Source organism: Enterobacter cloacae complex sp. P13B, assembly GCF_014895915.1.
Classification (GTDB): domain Bacteria; phylum Pseudomonadota; class Gammaproteobacteria; order Enterobacterales; family Enterobacteriaceae; genus Enterobacter; species Enterobacter bugandensis.
In genome coordinates, this window is sequence record NZ_JADBQN010000072.1 from 1 (window position 1) to 18,524 (window position 18,524).

The 18,524-nt window shown below is 54.4% G+C and carries 17 protein-coding genes, 1 tRNA gene and 1 pseudogene; 10 read left to right on the forward strand and 9 right to left on the reverse strand.

Annotated features, from left to right (window positions below; all coding sequences use genetic code 11):
• Window positions 1-243: 243 nt before the first annotated feature.
• Window positions 244-2,088, reverse strand: a complete 1,845-nt coding sequence (locus IM273_RS21665; RefSeq protein WP_193055616.1) for a recombinase family protein — start codon at window positions 2,086-2,088, stop codon at window positions 244-246.
• A 47-nt stretch (window positions 2,089-2,135) separates the two neighbouring features.
• Between IM273_RS21665 and IM273_RS21670 the strand changes: the two are divergent.
• Window positions 2,136-2,747, forward strand: a pseudogene (locus IM273_RS21670) (pyridoxal phosphatase); the annotation flags it as partial.
• Here the strand turns inward: IM273_RS21670 and modC are convergent.
• The 4 genes from modC to IM273_RS21690 all read right to left on the reverse strand — a co-directional run bounded on the left by modC (window position 2,748) and on the right by IM273_RS21690 (window position 5,599).
• Window positions 2,748-3,806: a molybdenum ABC transporter ATP-binding protein ModC gene (modC, locus tag IM273_RS21675; protein WP_193055617.1), complete on the reverse strand. Its 1,059-nt coding sequence runs from the start codon at window positions 3,804-3,806 to the stop codon at window positions 2,748-2,750.
• A 2-nt stretch (window positions 3,807-3,808) separates the two neighbouring features.
• On the reverse strand, window positions 3,809-4,498 hold the full coding sequence (gene modB, locus IM273_RS21680; protein ID WP_041910749.1) for a molybdate ABC transporter permease subunit: 690 nt from the start codon (window positions 4,496-4,498) through the stop codon (window positions 3,809-3,811).
• Window positions 4,498-5,271 carry a molybdate ABC transporter substrate-binding protein gene (modA, locus tag IM273_RS21685; RefSeq protein WP_193055618.1) on the reverse strand — a complete coding sequence of 258 codons (774 nt, stop codon included), beginning with the start codon at window positions 5,269-5,271 and terminating at the stop codon, window positions 4,498-4,500. Before modA ends, modB begins: the two co-directional genes overlap by 1 nt.
• A gap of 178 nt (window positions 5,272-5,449) precedes the next feature.
• A complete protein-coding gene (locus IM273_RS21690; protein ID WP_041910751.1) occupies window positions 5,450-5,599 on the reverse strand; it encodes an AcrZ family multidrug efflux pump-associated protein in 150 nt (49 codons plus the stop codon).
• Window positions 5,600-5,726: 127 nt separating this feature from the next.
• On the opposite strand from IM273_RS21690, the gene modE reads away from it, so the two are divergent.
• The 7 genes from modE (at window position 5,727) to gpmA (ending at window position 13,472) form a co-directional block, all read left to right on the forward strand.
• Window positions 5,727-6,515 carry a molybdenum-dependent transcriptional regulator gene (gene modE / locus IM273_RS21695; RefSeq protein WP_047367754.1) on the forward strand — a complete coding sequence of 263 codons (789 nt, stop codon included), beginning with the start codon at window positions 5,727-5,729 and terminating at the stop codon, window positions 6,513-6,515.
• 67 nt (window positions 6,516-6,582) lie between these two features.
• Window positions 6,583-8,055, forward strand: coding sequence for a molybdate ABC transporter ATP-binding protein ModF (modF, locus tag IM273_RS21700; RefSeq protein ID WP_193055619.1), 1,473 nt, complete (start codon window positions 6,583-6,585; stop codon window positions 8,053-8,055).
• Between the two features lie 200 nt (window positions 8,056-8,255).
• Window positions 8,256-9,272, forward strand: coding sequence for a UDP-glucose 4-epimerase GalE (gene galE / locus IM273_RS21705; protein ID WP_041910754.1), 1,017 nt, complete (start codon window positions 8,256-8,258; stop codon window positions 9,270-9,272).
• 9 nt (window positions 9,273-9,281) lie between these two features.
• Window positions 9,282-10,328, forward strand: a complete 1,047-nt coding sequence (gene galT, locus IM273_RS21710; RefSeq protein WP_193055620.1) for a galactose-1-phosphate uridylyltransferase — start codon at window positions 9,282-9,284, stop codon at window positions 10,326-10,328.
• Window positions 10,329-10,330: 2 nt separating this feature from the next.
• Window positions 10,331-11,479: a galactokinase gene (gene galK, locus IM273_RS21715; protein WP_063154690.1), complete on the forward strand. Its 1,149-nt coding sequence runs from the start codon at window positions 10,331-10,333 to the stop codon at window positions 11,477-11,479.
• Complete coding sequence (gene galM / locus IM273_RS21720) at window positions 11,473-12,513, forward strand: galactose-1-epimerase (RefSeq protein WP_193055621.1); 1,041 nt, start codon at window positions 11,473-11,475, stop codon at window positions 12,511-12,513. Before galK ends, galM begins: the two co-directional genes overlap by 7 nt.
• Window positions 12,514-12,719: 206 nt before the next feature.
• Window positions 12,720-13,472 carry a 2,3-diphosphoglycerate-dependent phosphoglycerate mutase gene (gene gpmA, locus IM273_RS21725; protein WP_008501111.1) on the forward strand — a complete coding sequence of 251 codons (753 nt, stop codon included), beginning with the start codon at window positions 12,720-12,722 and terminating at the stop codon, window positions 13,470-13,472.
• Between the two features lie 61 nt (window positions 13,473-13,533).
• On the opposite strand, the gene aroG is transcribed toward gpmA, so the two are convergent.
• Entirely contained in the window at window positions 13,534-14,586 is a 1,053-nt protein-coding gene (aroG, locus tag IM273_RS21730; RefSeq protein ID WP_028012394.1) for a 3-deoxy-7-phosphoheptulonate synthase AroG, read from the reverse strand.
• A gap of 303 nt (window positions 14,587-14,889) precedes the next feature.
• On the opposite strand from aroG, the gene IM273_RS21735 reads away from it, so the two are divergent.
• The gene (locus IM273_RS21735; protein WP_126326711.1) at window positions 14,890-15,237 is read left to right on the forward strand and encodes a protein YbgS; all 348 of its coding nucleotides are present in this window, start codon (window positions 14,890-14,892) and stop codon (window positions 15,235-15,237) included.
• 106 nt (window positions 15,238-15,343) lie between these two features.
• On the forward strand, window positions 15,344-16,279 hold the full coding sequence (gene zitB, locus IM273_RS21740) for a CDF family zinc transporter ZitB (RefSeq protein ID WP_126326713.1): 936 nt from the start codon (window positions 15,344-15,346) through the stop codon (window positions 16,277-16,279).
• Here the strand turns inward: zitB and pnuC are convergent.
• The 3 genes from pnuC to IM273_RS21755 form a co-directional block, all read right to left on the reverse strand.
• Window positions 16,276-16,995: a nicotinamide riboside transporter PnuC gene (pnuC, locus tag IM273_RS21745; protein WP_028012391.1), complete on the reverse strand. Its 720-nt coding sequence runs from the start codon at window positions 16,993-16,995 to the stop codon at window positions 16,276-16,278. The genes zitB and pnuC overlap by 4 nt on opposite strands.
• A 23-nt stretch (window positions 16,996-17,018) precedes the next feature.
• Window positions 17,019-18,062, reverse strand: coding sequence for a quinolinate synthase NadA (nadA, locus tag IM273_RS21750; RefSeq protein ID WP_193055622.1), 1,044 nt, complete (start codon window positions 18,060-18,062; stop codon window positions 17,019-17,021).
• A gap of 335 nt (window positions 18,063-18,397) precedes the next feature.
• Window positions 18,398-18,473 (reverse strand) — tRNA-Lys (locus IM273_RS21755).
• Window positions 18,474-18,524 lie beyond the last annotated feature (51 nt).

An 18,524-nucleotide genomic window follows, 5' to 3' on the forward strand; every position in this document is an offset into this window, starting at 1 on the left:
TACTTAATGTATCTTCACGGCGGCTTTGACTTGTATTAATAATCATACATGATTAAAAGAGCATGAATAGCTACCAATTATAGTGGGCAAAACCCCCTTTCGGAGGTCGGAGGTTGATTTACTTCCCAGGCCAGAATAACCGCCTGTCTAAGTCGGGATAGTGAGAGTATTTTAGCGTGACATAATAAACACCTAAAAACTTCAGATGTTCTTACAGATTATGTGAATCGTAGTAAAGTGCGGTTATGCTGTTAAGAAATTAAAATTGTTACGCATCCAAACCCCTACTACATCATCCCTATCTACAGCATCTACATAGTTCAATAGTAATGAGTAGTCGATAATACTTAATGGTTCACCTTCTATATTGATTAAACGAGGTGAATCACCATCTACCATAGCAATACTAAAGGATGGCGTAGAGTACGCTACAGTACTACCCATACGTTCAATAGCAACGCCTGAGATTAATACGGGTTCTTTCTTTGCTTCAACGAATAGTACATGTTTCAGTACATCAACATTGCGGTACTTCAAAGTAATCACATAGTGCTTACCCGTTCTATACAATTGGATAGTATCTATGACCTTAGATAGTTCCCGTTCGATTCTTGATCTAACCTCTATATTGGTTTGGTCAAATAGTACCGAAGGATCTACGGTTTTCAGGTAATCAGTATCTACTTGTACTTCTGTGAAGTTACTTTGACGTTCTTCCAGTTCCTTTAACTTATCGCGTGAATCTTCTAACTCTGTGTATGCCTTAAATGGTACTTTCCTACCCTGAGTTTCTAAACGTTCAATACCTAGTTCATACTCTTGTATGTGTGCTTTCTCTTCTTCTATACGTTGCCGTACTAACTCAATCTCTGGATTGATCTCATTAGGTTTTAGGATTTGTGTAAAATCCATTCCCTTGATATGCTCAATCACAAATTGTTCCACTACTTCATAACGTAGTGCCTTGTTTTCACATAACCCATCACGTTCACCTATACAACGGATGTATCTATATTCCTCTGTAAATTTTCCATTCCTTTTTGAATCACGGTTAGCTAGTACCACATTATGATACATCGCCTCACCACAACGAGCACAACGGCATAGTGAATTAAATATATTACTTTTCTTTAATTCATCTGAATCTTTGCTAGTACTTATTCTTCCGTTATTTGGTCTACGAGCTTTAAGTAATTGCTGTACTAAATTAAATTCTTCTTGTGCTATTGCCTGTGGATATATATCCACTTCATATGTCTTTGGCTCAAGCAGATCACCAGTACTATCACGCATAGTTTCACTAATAAAAATAGTACCCGTAACACGTTTATTCTTAAGAATCTTATGTACTGCTTCACCCCGCCATTGTTTACCATCAAAGAGCCATTCATCACCCTTAGTATTAAGTAGTTTAGCTATAGTTGGTGTACCTATTCCAGTTTTATACAAACGAAAAATTTCACGAACAATAGCTACTTTTTCATTTAATATGTATTTACTATCTTCTATAGCAATCCATCTTGGACGCTTGTTAGTAACAATAGTACCGTGGTTTAAAGCACTTTCACGTTTACGCCTCCAACCATCACGGATACGTTTACTCTTAACCAATGATTCTTCATAGGCACGTTGAGAGGACATAGTAACAATGGGTAACATAGCACTATTACTACGGTTAATAAGCATATTCAATGTAACATCATGAATAGTGATATTGCGATTAACTATCTCTGACAAGTACGCTACTACCGTGAAGGGGTTTTGGCGGCTAAACCTATCTATACTTTCTAGTACTAACGCCGAACCATCCCACATACCCGCCCGTACTTGTTCCATCCATCGGCCTAACTCACCTTCATCTAAGTTACCCCCCTTAACAGCCTTTACACCCTTTGACGCTTTTCTAGCCTTACCCTTGAATGCTGATACCCCCTCATCACTAATAATAGTTGCTTCAGGTTCGTCCATATCAGCAAGCAGATTCATACGTTCTACATATGCCTGTAGATTGTCGGCTTGCCTTTGAATTCCCGCACCCGCAAGTTGATTTTCTGAGCTAACGCGGTGATAGATAAAGCATTTTTTCATATAACCTCACCTTTTGCATGTGATATTTGTTTGTATAACATAGTATATACTTGTATGATTATCAGGCAAAAAAGGTTTTAGCCTCCGACCCGCTGCCGGTTCCCCAGGCGCTGCAGCTGATTGATCTGCTGGATGAGCATAACGTTCACGGCCTGATGTATGTGGATAACGCGATGGTGTACGAGCGCCCAACCGGCCATGTGGTACGCACCAGCAACTGGGCGTTGTCCCTGCCAGAAGCGCAGCGTCCGGTCTTTACCCAGGTTTCCTCTCTGCGTCAGGCGGCCCAGGACGTTGAGGCTATCTGGAAGTTTGCCCTGACGGATGAAGACACCACCAAACTGAATACCTTCGCGAAACACGTTGAGGACACGCTGGGGCTGGAGTGCGAATGGTCCTGGCACGATCAGGTGGATATAGCCCGCAAGGGTAACAGCAAAGGCAAGCGCCTGACGCAGTACGTGGAATCGCAGGGCTGGTCAATGCAGGACGCGATCGCCTTCGGCGACAACTACAACGACATCAGCATGCTGGAAGCCGTCGGTACGGGCGTGGCGATGGGTAATGCGGACGACGCGGTAAAAGCGCGTGCTAACGTGGTGATTGGCGACAACACCACCGACAGCATCGCGCAATACATCTATACCCACCTGCTGTAATCAGGCGGTGATCGAAACGCTCTTGATTTGCGCGTAAAGCCACAGGCCGGGCTTGATTGCCAACTCATCCCTGGCCCACGGGCTGATGCGCGCCCAGAGCGTCCTGCTGCCCACGTCGAGCTTCACCTCTACCTGCCCGTTATCATCAAAACATTCCGCCACTTTGGCGCGCAGAATATTTCGAATACTGGTTTGCAGCGGCGGCTGCAACACCAGCGAGACGTCCGACGCCTGGATGCGGATCCGCAGCGCGGACTGCAACGGTTTGTCGATCTTATTGACCCAAAGATGCTGGTCGCCCAGCGCCAGGGCGGTCATCGCGTAGTGCGGATGATGCTCCAGAACGCTCACCTTCAGGATGCTGCTCTGCTGCTCCCTGGGTAACCAGGGGTGCATCACGCTACTGCCCCACACCTCTTCCAGGTTGCCGAAGGCCTTCACGCTGCCCTCTTCCAGCACCAGCACTTTGTCGGCCAGATGCAGGATCTCATCCAGCGAATGGCTGACGTAGAGCATCGGAATATTAATTTCGCGGGTCAGACGCTGCAGGTAAGGCAAAAGCTCGCGCTTGCGCGGTATATCCAGCGAAGCCAGCGGCTCGTCGAGCAGCAGCAGTTCGGGGGCGGTCAGCAACGCGCGGCCTATAGCCACACGCTGTTTCTCCCCGCCGGAGAGCGAGGACGGCAGCCTGTCGAGCAGGGGTTCAATGCCTAAAAGCGTCACCAGCTTATCAAACTGCCCGGCCATGCTTTTCGCCATGCCGTAGCGCAGGTTGCCGCGCACGCTGTAGTGCGGGAATAAGCGCGCGTCCTGAAAAACATAGCCGATGCGGCGCTTATCCGGCGAAAGGTAAATCTTGTTCTCCACGTCATTCAGGACGCGGTTGTTCAGGACAATGCGCCCTGACTGCGGGCGCGTCAGGCCGCTGATAGCGTTAATCAGAGACGTTTTACCCGCGCCCGACACGCCGAAGACGGCGGTGATGCCGCTTGCAGGCAGCGTCTCGTTAAGCGTCAGAGTATAGTTTCCCAGCGTCTGGGTGAAATTCAGTTCCAGCATCGTTATTTCCCCATCCGTTCGCGGCTTAGCCGTGCCAGCCATTCAGAAACCAGCAGCGAAACCAGGGCTAATACGATAGAGATGATGCACAGCCGCGCTGCGGCACTCTCTCCCCCTGGCGTCTGAATCAGGGTATACATGGCCGATGGGATGGTCCGCGTCTCGCCGGGAATGTTCGACACAAAGGTGATGGTCGCACCAAACTCGCCCAGCGAGCGGGCGAACGCCAGCACCGTCCCGACAATGATGCCCGGCAGCGTAAGCGGAAGCGTGATGGTAAAAAAGACGCGCCAGCGCCCGGCACCGAGCGTGCGGGCTGCCTGTTCGAGCTTCATATCCACGCCTTCCAGCGCGAGGCGGATCGCTCTGACCATCAGCGGGAATGACATCACCGCCGCCGCCAGTACCGCACCGCGCCAGCTAAAGGCAAAGGTGATTCCGAACCAGTCATAGAGCTTTTCGCCGATAAAACCGCGTCGCCCCATCGAAATCAGCAGCAGATAACCGACCACCACGGGCGGTAAAACCAGGGGAAGATGAAGGACGCTGTCGAGCAGCGCTTTGCCGGGGAACCGACAGCGAACCAGTAGCCAGGCAAAAAAGATCCCAAAGGGCAAACTCAGCGCAACCGCCAGGGAAGAGACTTTAAGGCTCAGCAGAACAGCCTGCCATTCAGGATCGGTCAGTATCATCAGTGAGTCGTAAATCCATAACGTTTAAAGATTGCGGACGCCTCCGGCCCCTTCAGATAATCGCGGAAGGCCGTTACGGTCGCATTTTTATGTCCATCAACAATCGCCACAGGATATTCCACTTTCTTGTGGGAGTCTTCCGGGAAGGTGCCAACTACTTTTACGCCCTTGCTGGCAACGGCATCGGAACCATACACAATGCCCAGCGGAGCTTCGTTACGCTCCACCAGCGCCAGCGCGCCGCGCACATCTTCCGCCGGGGCCAGTTTTGGTGACAGGGTCTCCCACGCGCCCAGCTTTTGCAGCGCTTCTTTGGCGTAAATCCCGGCCGGAACGTGTTCCGGGTCACCCACCGCCAGACGGGCACCGTTCAGCAGGCGGGTCCAGTTTGTCTCATTGTTGATGGTGATTTCACCCTGCGCGCTGGCCTTCGGTGCAACCACAACCAGGCTATTGCCCAGCAGCGTTTCGCGGGTCGCCGCATCAATCGATTTCTTCTCCACCGCGTAGTCCATCCACTTCTGGTCAGCAGAGATAAACAGATCTGCCGGAGCGCCCGCTTCTATCTGCCGTGCCAGCGTAGAGGAAGAGGCAAAAGAGGAGACTACCTCGACGTTTTTCTCTTTTTTATACGCCGCCGCAATATCCTGCAGCGCGTTGGTCAACGACGCCGCCGCAAAGACCGTGATTTTACCTTCGTCCGCCAGCGCGTGTCCGGTAAGTGAAAGCGTCAGCGTTGCCCCTGCGAAAAGGCGTACCCATGAACGTGCCATCTGTAACTCCTGTGAGTAGCGTTATATACATATTAATATAACGGTATCGTCAGGGAGATCCCAGCGGTAATTCGTACCGCTCAAGGGGTAACACGGTGTGTTACGTTAAATAATATCGGCGAAAGTAAGAAAAGCTTGAGAGCAAAACGCCCGGGCAAGCCGGGCGTTTTGTGGGAAATTAATGCTGCTTTTTCGCACGGTCTCGGTGGCCGATATTCGAAAAGATGTTGAACACTTCACCCAGGCCGTAGATGGCACCGAGGATGATGGCCATCACTACTGGTACCATGATCACGGCGAATACCAGACTTTTCAACAACTCTAACATGGTTTTCTCCAGATTTTGTGAATGGGCTATTCTACCCTGAAAAGTAAGAAAAACATCCCCTTTTGTGCGGTGCCCTTTGCGCCCTGCACCATTTGGGTCACAATATTCTTTTTGCCAGGACACTGTTATGCAGGCCGAAATTCTTCTTACTCTCCGACTTCAGCAAAAGCTTTTCGCCGATCCCCGACGTATTGCCCTGCTTAAACAGATAGAACAAACCGGCTCAATTAGCCAGGGCGCTAAGAACGCCGGGATTAGCTATAAAAGCGCCTGGGATGCCATCAATGACATGAACACCCTGAGCGAGCATCCGCTGGTGGACAGAGCCACAGGGGGCAAAGGCGGTGGAGGTGCTGTTGTCACACGCTACGGCCTGCGCCTGATTCAGCTCTACGATCTCCTGGGCCAGATTCAGCAAAAAGCGTTCGATGTATTGAGTGACGACGACAACGTTCCGCTGGACAGCTTGCTGGCCGCCATTTCCCGCTTCTCGTTGCAGACCAGCGCCCGCAACCAGTGGTTTGGTACGGTGACGGCGCGCGATAATCTCCAGGTACAGCAGCATGTTGAGATCCTGCTTGCCGATGGTGTCACCCGTCTGAAAGCGGCTATAACGGCCCAGAGCGCAGAGCGCCTTGACCTGGATGAAGGTAAAGAGGTACTGGTGTTGCTGAAAGCACCTTGGGTCAATATCACACGCGACCCGGACAAGGCAAAGGCGGCTGATAACCAGCTGCGGGGCACCATCAGCCATATCGAACGCGGCAAGGAGCAGTGCGAAGTGCTGATGCCCCTGGCAGACGGACAGGCGCTTTGCGCCACGGTCCCGCTCAGCGAGGCGAACGATTTAGAAGAAGGTGCTGTCGTCACCGCATATTTCAACGCGGACCGGGTGATTATCGCCACATTGTGCTGAGCGCATTGACAATCGTGACGACAGTGCGTATCCCTGATATCTATTGCTGCAAAAAATGGGATACATCATGTCATCATTGCATATTTCGCAAGGTACGTTTCGTCTTAGCGATACCCGAACGCTGACGATTGCCGATCTGACAATACGCGCGGGTGAAAGCTGGGCGTTTGTCGGCACTAACGGCAGCGGTAAATCCGCGCTGGCCCGCGCGCTGGCCGGAGAGCTTACCCTTCTCAAAGGCGAATGCCGGAGCGATTTCAGGCACCTGACGCGCCTGTCCTTTGAACAGCTGCAGAAGCTGGTCAGCGACGAGTGGCAGCGCAACAATACCGATTTACTCAGTCCTGGCGAAGAAGATACCGGCCGCACGGCGGCGGAAATTATTCAGGATGAGGTGAAAGATCCCGCCCGCTGTCAGCATCTGGCGGAACAGTTTGGCATTTCCGCGCTGCTGAACCGGCGCTTTAAGTACCTCTCTACCGGCGAGACGCGGAAAACGCTGCTGTGCCAGGCGCTCATGAGCCAGCCGGAGCTGCTGATTCTGGATGAGCCCTTTGACGGGCTGGATGTCCACTCCCGCGCCCAGCTGGCTGCCCTGCTGGACTCTCTGAATCAGGAAGGCTATACGATCGTACTGGTGCTGAACCGCTTTGATGAAATTCCTGACTTCGTGCAGAACGCGGGCGTGCTGGCAGACTGTAGCCTGATCGAAACCGGAGAAAAGTCCGCGCTGCTCCGACAGGCGCTGATTGCCCAGCTTGCGCACAGCGAAAAGCTGGCGGGCATTGCGCTGCCGGATCCCGACGCGCCGGCAGCACGCCACGGTCTCGATCCCCGGCAGCCGCTTATCGTCCTGCGCGATGGCGTAGTCTCCTATGACGAACGACCGATCCTGAATCACCTCAGCTGGACGGTTAATCCTGGCGAACACTGGCAGATTGTCGGTCCCAACGGCGCGGGGAAATCCACGCTGCTGAGCCTGATAACCGGCGATCACCCGCAGGGCTACAGCAACGATCTAACGCTGTTTGGCCGCCGTCGCGGCAGCGGCGAAACCATCTGGGATATCAAAAAGCACATTGGCTACGTTAGCAGCAGCCTGCATCTGGATTACCGGGTCAGTACCACGGTACGCAACGTGATCCTTTCCGGCTATTTTGATTCCATCGGCATTTATCAGGCAGTGTCAGATAAACAGCACAAGCTGGCCCAGCAGTGGCTGGATATTCTGGGGATGGATAACCGGGTGGCTGACGCACCGTTTCATAGCCTGTCGTGGGGGCAGCAGCGCCTGGCACTGATCGTTCGCGCGCTGGTAAAACACCCTACACTCCTGATCCTCGACGAGCCGCTGCAGGGGCTGGATCCGCTTAACCGACAGCTGGTCCGCCGCTTTGTGGACGTGCTGATTAGCGAAGGTGAAACGCAGCTGCTGTTCGTTTCACACCATGCCGAAGATGCCCCCTCCTGCATCACCCACCGCCTCGAGTTTGTCGCGGACGGCGAGGGTTATCGCTACCTTCTCAGCAACGTAGATTAACCGCGGAGGGCACCGCCCTCCTCTTTTCAGATAACTTGCATCAATACATCGCTATCTCTTTGATCTAGAATGCTCTACGTCATCGAAAAAGCGGGTGTGAAAACGAGTGTAAACGATTCCACTATTTTATCCCATGTCACACTTTTTGCGTCTCTGTTATGCTATGGTTATTACATACCATAGGCCCAATGGAGCGAATTATGCGAGTTCTGGTAACAGGTGGTAGCGGTTACATCGGAAGTCATACCTGTGTGCAGCTGCTGCAAAATGGTCACGATGTGATCATCCTCGACAACCTGTGCAATAGTAAGCGCAGCGTGCTGCCGGTGATTGAACGTCTTGGCGGTAAACAGCCGACTTTCGTGGAAGGCGACATCCGCAACGAAGCGCTGATGACCGAGATCCTTCACGACCACGCCATCGAAGCGGTGATCCACTTCGCGGGTCTGAAAGCGGTCGGTGAATCCGTTGCGAAACCGCTTGAGTATTACGACAACAACGTCAACGGTACCCTGCGTCTGATCTCCGCCATGCGCGCGGCAAACGTCAAAAACTTTATCTTTAGCTCCTCCGCCACCGTCTATGGCGATCAGCCAAAAATTCCTTACGTTGAAAGCTTCCCGACCGGTACGCCGCAAAGCCCGTACGGCAAAAGCAAGCTGATGGTAGAGCAGATCCTGACCGACCTGCAAAAAGCCCAGCCGGAGTGGAGCATCGCATTGCTGCGCTACTTCAACCCGGTCGGCGCCCATCCGTCTGGCGATATGGGTGAAGATCCGCAGGGCATTCCGAACAACCTGATGCCGTACATCGCCCAGGTGGCGGTAGGCCGTCGCGAGTCGCTGGCCATTTTTGGTAATGACTACCCGACCGAAGACGGCACCGGCGTGCGTGACTATATCCACGTGATGGATTTAGCAGACGGCCACGTTGCAGCCATGCAGCAGCTGGCTGACAAACCGGGCGTGCATATTTATAACCTCGGCGCCGGGGTCGGCAGCAGCGTGCTGGACGTGGTTAACGCCTTCAGCAAAGCCTGCGGTAAGCCGGTGAACTACCACTTCGCTCCGCGTCGTGATGGCGACCTGCCTGCTTACTGGGCCGATGCCACCAAAGCCGATAAAGAACTTAACTGGCGTGTCACCCGCACGCTTGATGAAATGGCACAGGATACCTGGCACTGGCAGTCACGCCACCCGCAGGGTTATCCGGACTAAGGATCCGTCATGACTTCGTTTAATCCCGTCGATCATCCGCATCGTCGTTTTAACCCGCTAAGCGGGCAATGGATTTTGGTCTCTCCGCATCGCGCCAAGCGTCCCTGGCAGGGGGCGCAGGAGACGCCTGCAAAACAGACCCTGCCGCAGCACGATCCGGATTGCTTCCTCTGTCCGGGCAACACGCGCGTGACCGGGGATAAAAACCCGGACTACAAAGGCACCTTCGTGTTTACCAACGATTTTGCCGCCCTGATGACCGATACCCCGGATGCCCCCGCGAGCCACGACCCGCTGATGCGCTGCGAAAGCGCGCGCGGTACCAGCCGCGTGATCTGCTTCTCGCCCGATCACAGCAAAACGCTGCCGGAGCTGAGCGTGGACGCGCTGAAAGAGGTGGTCAGCACCTGGCAGGCGCAAACCGCTGAGCTGGGGCAGAGCTATCCGTGGGTGCAGGTGTTCGAAAACAAAGGCGCGGCGATGGGCTGCTCTAACCCGCATCCGCACGGCCAGATCTGGGCGAACAGCTTCCTGCCCAACGAAGCCGAGCGTGAAGACCGTCTGCAGAAGGACTATTTCGTAGAAAACGGCTCACCCATGCTGGTGGACTACACCCAGCGCGAGCTGGCCGACGGCAGCCGTACCGTAGTGGAAACCGAACACTGGCTGGCGGTCGTGCCTTACTGGGCCGCCTGGCCGTTTGAGACGCTGCTGCTGCCGAAAGCGCACGTTCAGCGCATTACCGATCTCAGCGACGCGCAGCGCGACGACCTGGCGCTGGCGCTGAAAAAGCTGACCAGCCGTTACGACAACCTGTTCCAGTGCTCCTTCCCGTACTCCATGGGCTGGCACGGCGCGCCGTTTAACGGCGAAGAGAATCAGCACTGGCAGTTGCACGCCCATTTCTATCCGCCGCTGCTGCGCTCTGCAACGGTGCGTAAATTTATGGTGGGCTATGAAATGCTGGCGGAAACCCAGCGTGACCTGACGGCGGAACAGGCGGCAGAGCGTCTGCGTGCCGTCAGCGACGTCCACTATCGCGAATCAGGAGTCTAAAAATGAGTCTGAAAGATAAAACACAATCCCTGTTTGCTGAGAAATTTGGCTACCCTGCCACCCACGTAATTCAGGCGCCTGGTCGCGTCAACCTGATCGGCGAGCACACCGACTACAACGACGGCTTCGTGCTGCCGTGCGCCATCGATTACCAGACGGTTATCAGCTGTGCGAAGCGCGACGACCGTAAAGTCCGCGTCATTGCGGCGGATTACGGTAATGAGACGGACGAGTTTTCCCTTGATGCCCCGATTGTGACGCACGACAGCCAGCAGTGGTCTAACTACGTGCGCGGCGTGGTGAAGCATCTGCAGAAGCGCAATAAGAACTTCGGCGGCGCCGATTTAGTCATCAGCGGCAACGTGCCGCAGGGCGCGGGCTTAAGCTCGTCGGCCTCGCTCGAAGTGGCCGTGGGAACCGTCTTCCAGCAGCTGTATCATCTGCCGCTGGACGGGGCGCAAATTGCCCTGAACGGTCAGGAAGCGGAAAACCAGTTCGTGGGCTGCAACTGCGGCATCATGGACCAGCTGATCTCCGCGCTGGGCAAAAAAGAGCATGCTTTACTGATCGACTGCCGCTCGCTTGGTACCAAAGCCGTTCCCCTGCCAAAAAGCGCGGCCGTCGTGATTATCAACAGTAACTTTAAACGCACGCTGGTGGGCAGCGAGTACAACACCCGCCGCGAACAGTGCGAAACCGGCGCGCGCTTCTTCCAGCAGCCTGCCCTGCGCGACGTGACGCTCGATGAATTTAACAAAGTGGCGCACGAGCTGGATCCTGTCGTCGCCAGACGCGTTCGTCACGTGCTGACCGAAAATGCCCGTACCGTTGAAGCCGCCTCCGCGCTGGCGAAAGGTGACCTGAAGCGCATGGGTGAGCTGATGGCGGAATCTCACGCCTCCATGCGCGATGATTTTGAAATCACCGTGCCGCAGATCGACACCCTGGTGGACATCGTCAAAGCGGTTATTGGCGATAAAGGCGGCGTGCGCATGACGGGCGGCGGCTTTGGCGGCTGCATCGTCGCGCTGGTGCCGGAAGAGCTGGTCCCTGCCGTCCAGGACGCCGTGGCGAAGCAGTACGAAGCGCAAACGGGCATCAAAGAAACGTTCTATGTATGTAAAGCATCACAAGGAGCCGGACAGTGCTAAACGAAACACCTACCCTCGCACCGGATGGTCTGCCGTATCGCCTGTTAACCCTGCGCAACAGCGCGGGGATGGTGGTTACGCTGATGGACTGGGGTGCGACCCTGCTTTCTGCCCGCGTACCGATGCCGGACGGCAGCGTGCGCGAAACCCTGCTGGGCTGCGCCTCACCCGAGCAGTACGTTCATCAGTCTGCCTATCTGGGCGCGTCCGTCGGGCGCTATGCCAACCGCATCGCGAAGAGCCGTTTTGAGCTCGACGGCGTGCAGTACTCCCTGCTGCCAAGCCAGGGCGAGAACCAGCTTCACGGCGGTCCGGACGGGTTTGATAAACGCCGCTGGAAAATTGTTCGTCAAAACGACGGCGAAGTGCTGTTCTCGCTGGATTCCCTTGATGGCGATCAGGGCTTCCCGGGGAACCTTACCGCGTCCGCGCGCTTTACGCTGACGGACGACAACCGTATCGCTATTGAATACCGTGCGACGGTCGACAAGCCGTGTCCGGTTAACCTGACTAACCATGCCTACTTCAATCTCGACGGCAACCAGTGCGACGTGCGTAACCACAAGCTGCAGATCCTGGCGGACGCGTATCTGCCGGTTGACGAGATGGGCATTCCGTATCAGGGCCTGAAAGACGTGAGCGGGACCAGCTTTGACTTCCGCAGCGCGAAAGTTATCGCCCAGGATTTCCTGAGCGATGACGATCAGCGCAAGGTGAAAGGCTACGATCACGCGTTCCTGCTGCACGCCAAAGGTGATGTGAAGCAGCCTGCCGCACAGGTCTGGTCCAGCGATGAGAAACTGCAGATGACGGTGTATACCACCGCCCCAGCCCTGCAATTCTACTCGGGCAACTACCTCGGCGGCACGACGGCGCGCGAACACAATGAGTACAGCGACTGGCAAGGACTTGCGCTTGAGAGCGAGTTCCTGCCGGACAGCCCCAATCATCCTGAATGGCCGCAGCCGGACTGCGTGCTGCGCCCCGGTGAAGAGTACATTAGCGTGACGGAATACCATTTTATTCCGAAATGATTTCCAGCCCTCCCATCGGAGGGCTTTTTTCTGCGCGTCTTGCTGAAAATAGCGCCGATCGCTGACAAAACCCTAACCCTGGATTCACAAGCATCTTACACTCAGAGACTATTTTCGCTATGGTTAGGGTTAAGCGTTGCTGCTGGCACGGCCACAGCAATATAATGAGAATTGTTATCATTCTAAAAATGCTTGAGGAGTAAGAGATGGCTATTACTAAGCTGGTCCTGGTGCGTCACGGCGAAAGCCAGTGGAACAACGAAAACCGCTTTACCGGTTGGTACGACGTTGATCTGTCCGAGAAAGGCGTAAGCGAAGCAAAAGCAGCAGGTAAACTGCTGAAGGAAGAAGGCTTCAGCTTTGATTTTGCTTACACCTCTGTGCTGAAACGTGCCATCCACACCCTGTGGAACGTGCTGGACGAACTGGATCAGGCCTGGCTGCCGGTTGAGAAATCCTGGAAACTGAACGAGCGTCACTACGGTGCGCTGCAGGGTCTGAACAAAGCGGAAACCGCTGAGAAATACGGCGACGAGCAGGTTAAACAGTGGCGTCGCGGCTTCGCGGTCACCCCACCAGAGCTGACCAAAGATGACGAGCGCTATCCGGGCCACGACCCGCGCTACGCGAAACTGACCGATGCTGAGCTGCCAACTACCGAGAGCCTGGCGCTGACCATCGACCGCGTTGTGCCTTACTGGAACGAAACCATTCTGCCACGCCTGAAAAGCGGTGAGCGCGTGATCATCGCTGCTCACGGTAACTCTCTGCGCGCGCTGGTGAAATACCTGGACAACATGGGCGAAGACGAGATCCTCGAACTGAACATCCCAACTGGCGTACCGCTGGTATATGAGTTCGACGAAAACTTTAAGCCAATCAAACATTACTACCTGGGTAACGCGGACGAGATCGCAGCGAAAGCAGCGGCTGTCGCGAACCAGGGTAAAGCGAAGTAATTTTCGCCGGACATAAAAAAAGCGCGGAGCCTTCCGCGCTTTTTTATTTGTGCGTGAGGACTCAGCCGCGGCGCGCTTTTACCGCATTCGCCAGCTGACGCAGGATGGCATCGGTATCGTCCCAGCCAATGCAGGCATCGGTGACGCTTTTGCCATACACCAGCGGCTCGCTGCCTTCCAGGTTCTGGTTACCTTCAACCAGATGGCTTTCGATCATCACCCCAATTACCGCCTTCTCACCGTTAGCGATCTGCTGACAGACGTCCGCCCCCACTTCCATCTGCTTTTTGAACTGCTTGCTGGAGTTGGCGTGGCTGAAGTCGATCATCACCTGCGGTGGCAGCCCGGCTTTTTCCAGCCCGGCCTTCACCTCTGCCACGTGTTTTGCACTGTAGTTTGGCTCTTTACCGCCACGCAGAATGATGTGGCAATCACCGTTACCGCTGGTGTTGACGATGGCGGAGTGACCCCATTTGGTCACGGACAGGAAGCAGTGCGGCGCACCCGCGGCGTTGATGGCATCGATAGCCACTTTGATGGTGCCATCAGTACCGTTTTTGAAGCCCACCGGACATGAGAGACCGGAAGCCAGCTCGCGGTGAACCTGAGATTCAGTGGTACGGGCACCAATGGCGCCCCAGCTCATCAGGTCTGCCAGGTATTGTGGCGTAATCATATCCAGGAACTCGCCGGCAGCAGGCAGGCCGCTGTCGTTGATCTCCAGCAGCAGCTTGCGCGCAATGCGCAGGCCGTCGTTGATCTGGAAGCTGTTATCCATGTGCGGATCGTTAATCAGCCCTTTCCAGCCCACGGTCGTGCGCGGTTTTTCAAAATAGACGCGCATGACGATTTCCAGCTCATCCTTTAACTCTTCACGCAGGGTGAGCAGACGCGCCGCATACTCTTTCGCAGCGGCAGGATCGTGAATGGAGCACGGGCCAATCACCACCAGAAGACGATCGTCATTACCTTTCAGGATCTTGTGGATCGCTTTACGAGCATGAGAAACCGTATTTGCGGCATTTTCAGTGGCGGGGAATTTCTCAAGGAGTGCTACAGGAGGTAATAACTCATTGATCTCTTTAATGCGTAAATCGTCGTTCTGATAATTCATCTTCTTTCCAGCTCTGCCATATCTTTAGTAATGAAAGCAATCCTTTCAATCTATCTTGTCGACCAGGAAGTGTAAACACGGTTTTACACTTCACGCAGATAATTCCTGGAATTCGCCTAAAAATCGCCACAAAATAGCGAAAAATGAGATCTAACCTAAGCTTTTTAACTGTAACAACCATTTTTAAACGCTTAAACGCGATTCCCTACTGACGTAAGTCCGTAAGGCGGAATCTTTCGCCTCTAAAAAGATGCACTGTTGGAGAATGTTATCCAGCGTAACGACAAGAACAGGAGCACCATCATGAAAATGACAAAACTGACCACCCTCTTCCTGACTGCCACACTCACCCTTGCCAGCGGCAGCGTCCTGGCCGCAGAAACGGGGGCTTCAGACAGCAACGGTGATGCCAATGCGGCGGCTGCGGCAGGCCAGGTTGCGCCTGATGCGAAACAGAATATCGCCCCGAACAATGTCGATAATAGTCAGATAAATAATGGAAACACCCACACCGACGGCACCATGAATCATGGCAACATGAGCTCGGATGAGGTTCACAAGAACTCTGTGTGCAAAGACGGCAAATGCCCGGATCCTAACGATAAGGTGGGTAATGACGCCAATACCAAAACCGATGGCACCACCCAGTAATTTGTGATGAACCGTCAGAAAAAGGAGAGCCCAGGCTCTCCTTTCTTTTTGGAGTAACCTATTAAAAACGCTACACTAAAAACAATAACACATCAGGAAAGCAGACATGGCGCACTCCCATTCCCACTCGCATTCACCCGGCAACGACAACGCTAAACGACTTATGCTCGCTTTTGGCGTCACGGCAACCTTTATGATTATCGAGGTCATTGGCGGCCTGGTTTCCGGCTCTCTGGCGCTTCTGGCTGATGCCGGACACATGCTGACCGATGCCGCCGCGCTACTCTTCGCCCTGCTGGCCGTGCAGTTCGCGCGTCGTCCACCCAATGCGCGCCACACCTTCGGCTGGCTGAGGCTGACCACCCTTGCCGCGTTTGTTAACGCCATCGCGCTGGTGGTTATTACTGTTCTTATCGTCTGGGAGGCCGTACAGCGTTTCAGGCACCCGCAGCCCATCGCCGGGACGACAATGATGGTGATTGCCGTGGCGGGGTTGCTGGCAAATATTCTGGCGTTCTGGATTTTGCACCGCGGCAGCGGGGAAAAGAACCTCAACGTTCGCGCTGCGGCTCTGCATGTGCTGGGGGATTTGCTCGGCTCAGTCGGGGCGATTGTCGCCGCGCTGGTGATCCTCTATACCGGCTGGACGCCTGTCGACCCCATTCTCTCCGTGCTGGTATCGTGTCTGGTCTTGCGCAGCGCCTGGCGGCTGCTGAAGGAGAGCGTCAATGAACTGCTGGAAGGGGCGCCGGCATCAATGGACATTGACGAGCTGAAACGAAACCTGCGCCGTACTGTCCCGGAAGTGCGTAACGTTCATCACGTGCACGTCTGGCTGGTAGGCGAGAAGCCGGTCATGACGCTGCACGTCCAGGTCATCCCACCCCACGACCACGACGCGCTGCTTGAACGCATCCAGCACTTTCTTGAACATCACTATGAGATTGGTCACGCCACCATTCAGATGGAGTATCAGCCCTGTAGCGGGCCGGACTGCCACCTTAACGAGGCGCAGCCCGACCATTCACATCATCACCACTAGCTTGAAAGCGCGTGTGAGCCACGCTCACGCGCGCTCTTGATCCACATCCGGCTGCCGTTCAGGGCAATGAAGGTCAGCAGCAGATACTCCAGCGACATGGCATAAACGCCCTGAAGGGCAAAAATCACCACGCTGATGACGTTGATGATGACCCACAGCAGCCAGTTCTCAACGTATTTACGGGTCATCAGGACCATCGCCGCGATCGACAGCACCATCATGCAGGAATCCCAAAACGGGAAGGCATCCGGCTGAAGCTCCGGCATCGTCACGTTGAGGCCAATCGCGGACATGACCGAAACGGCAACGCGGGTCAGGAACGCAAACACCGGGTTGATGTAGACGGTCATCAAACCAATAGCGACGACGCAGGCGACAAACCAGGCGATGGCTTTCGGTAAGGGCAGCCAGCGGATCTGCAGCTCAGCCTCCTGCTGGCTGTTCTGCCGGGACCAGGCGTACCAGCCGTAAATATTGGCGGCGAAGAAAAACAGCTGTAAAAGCAGGCTGGCGTACAGCTGGATCTGGAAGAAGATAATTGCAAACAGCGTGACGTTAATCAGCCCGAACGCGTAGTTGCTGATCTTCTCCAGGCTTGCCAGCCAGATACACAGCAACCCCGCCAGCGTGCCTACGGCTTCAATCCATGACAGGTCATAGCCACCTGCACCAATCGGTATATGAACCAGAATGTTTTGCGTGCTAAAAAAATCCATCTTTTCCCCAGGGCGGTTTTGAATTAAGTACGTAGTGTAGCCGCAAAATCCAGCATGCGTTTAAGCGGAATTAACGCACCGTCACGCAGAGCGGCGTCCACATGAATTTCATGCGCTGCACCGCCTGTCTCGAGCCCTTCGGCAATGGCCTTCAGGCCGTTCATCGCCATCCATGGGCAATGCGCGCAGCTGCGGCACGTCGCGCCCTCACCTGCCGTTGGGGCTTCCAGCAGCTCTTTCTCCGGTACGGCCTGCTGCATCTTATAGAAGATACCGCGATCGGTCGCGACGATGAGCTGCTTGTGCGGCAGCGTCCTGGCCGCGTTGATAAGCTGGCTGGTTGAGCCAACCGCATCGGCCATATCAACAATCGACTGCGGTGATTCAGGGTGCACAAGAATGGCCGCGTCAGGATAAAGCGCCTTCATACGGGACAGCGCCTGGGTCTTGAATTCGTCGTGCACAATGCAGGCGCCCTGCCAGCAGAGAACGTCAGCGCCGGTCTGCTTTTGAACGTAATTGCCAAGATGGCGGTCAGGGGCCCAGATAATTTTCTCACCCAGGCTGTCCAGATGCTCAATCAGCTCAACGGCGATGCTCGACGTGACCACCCAATCTGCGCGCGCTTTTACCGCCGCAGAGGTGTTGGCGTAAACAACCACGGTCCGGTCAGGATGGGCGTCGCAGAAGGCGTTGAATTCGTCAATCGGGCAGCCGAGATCGAGCGAACACTCCGCATTGAGCGTCGGCATCAGAATGGTTTTTTCCGGGCTGAGGATCTTTGCCGTTTCGCCCATAAAACGCACGCCTGCAACCAGCAGCGTGGAAGCGGGATGTTTTGCACCGAAGCGGGCCATCTCCAGTGAATCAGAAATACAGCCCCCGGTCTCTTCCGCCAGCTGCTGGATTTCCGGATCGGTGTAGTAATGGGCCACCATCACCGCATCGCGCTCTTTGAGAAGCCGTTTGATCTTCTCGCGGTAGAATTGTTTTTCATCCTGGCTTAATGGCACAGGCTTTGGCGGAAACGGATAGATTGCGGCTTCAGGATCGAACATCTCGCTCATTATGGCTTCTCGTTTTACTGGCTTAACAATATTGCCTTTCTTTTGCCTGACAAAGCAATACGCAGGGCAATTGTGTTTTATATACTAAACAAGATAGCGAATCTGGAGTGAAAAGTCACCGGGAATAGATGGGCGGAGCATTTGTTGTACGGCAGATAGCAAAAAGGCGCCTTTAGGGCGCCTTTCTACACCGGTGGGTCGTGCAGGATGACTCGCTTCGGGCCGTCGCCTCAAACGGCTCCGGTGCCTCACTGCGTTCGGCTCGAACCTGCTGCAGGTTCGAATCATCCAGATCGCAGATAGCAAAAAAGCGCCTTTAGGGCGCTTTTTTACATTGGTGGGTCGTGCAGGATTCGAACCTGCGACCAATTGATTAAAAGTCAACTGCTCTACCAACTGAGCTAACGACCCCTTGCGGGATGTACTGCAAATTTATTCAGGCTGGTGGGTCGTGCAGGATTC

Excerpts from the sequence above, each read along its gene's own strand:
- IM273_RS21665 (WP_193055616.1), bottom strand. The coding sequence starts at position 2,088 with ATGAAAAAATGCTTTATCTATCACCGCGTTAGCTCAGAAAATCAACTT.
- modC (WP_193055617.1), bottom strand. The coding sequence starts at position 3,806 with ATGCTGGAACTGAATTTCACCCAGACGCTGGGAAACTATACTCTGACG.
- modB (WP_041910749.1), bottom strand. The coding sequence starts at position 4,498 with ATGATACTGACCGATCCTGAATGGCAGGCTGTTCTGCTGAGCCTTAAA.
- modA (WP_193055618.1), bottom strand. The coding sequence starts at position 5,271 with ATGGCACGTTCATGGGTACGCCTTTTCGCAGGGGCAACGCTGACGCTT.
- IM273_RS21690 (WP_041910751.1), bottom strand. The coding sequence starts at position 5,599 with ATGTTAGAGTTGTTGAAAAGTCTGGTATTCGCCGTGATCATGGTACCA.
- modE (WP_047367754.1), top strand. The coding sequence starts at position 5,727 with ATGCAGGCCGAAATTCTTCTTACTCTCCGACTTCAGCAAAAGCTTTTC.
- modF (WP_193055619.1), top strand. The coding sequence starts at position 6,583 with ATGTCATCATTGCATATTTCGCAAGGTACGTTTCGTCTTAGCGATACC.
- galE (WP_041910754.1), top strand. The coding sequence starts at position 8,256 with ATGCGAGTTCTGGTAACAGGTGGTAGCGGTTACATCGGAAGTCATACC.
- galT (WP_193055620.1), top strand. The coding sequence starts at position 9,282 with ATGACTTCGTTTAATCCCGTCGATCATCCGCATCGTCGTTTTAACCCG.
- galK (WP_063154690.1), top strand. The coding sequence starts at position 10,331 with ATGAGTCTGAAAGATAAAACACAATCCCTGTTTGCTGAGAAATTTGGC.
- gpmA (WP_008501111.1), top strand. The coding sequence starts at position 12,720 with ATGGCTATTACTAAGCTGGTCCTGGTGCGTCACGGCGAAAGCCAGTGG.
- aroG (WP_028012394.1), bottom strand. The coding sequence starts at position 14,586 with ATGAATTATCAGAACGACGATTTACGCATTAAAGAGATCAATGAGTTA.
- IM273_RS21735 (WP_126326711.1), top strand. The coding sequence starts at position 14,890 with ATGAAAATGACAAAACTGACCACCCTCTTCCTGACTGCCACACTCACC.
- zitB (WP_126326713.1), top strand. The coding sequence starts at position 15,344 with ATGGCGCACTCCCATTCCCACTCGCATTCACCCGGCAACGACAACGCT.
- pnuC (WP_028012391.1), bottom strand. The coding sequence starts at position 16,995 with ATGGATTTTTTTAGCACGCAAAACATTCTGGTTCATATACCGATTGGT.
- nadA (WP_193055622.1), bottom strand. The coding sequence starts at position 18,062 with ATGAGCGAGATGTTCGATCCTGAAGCCGCAATCTATCCGTTTCCGCCA.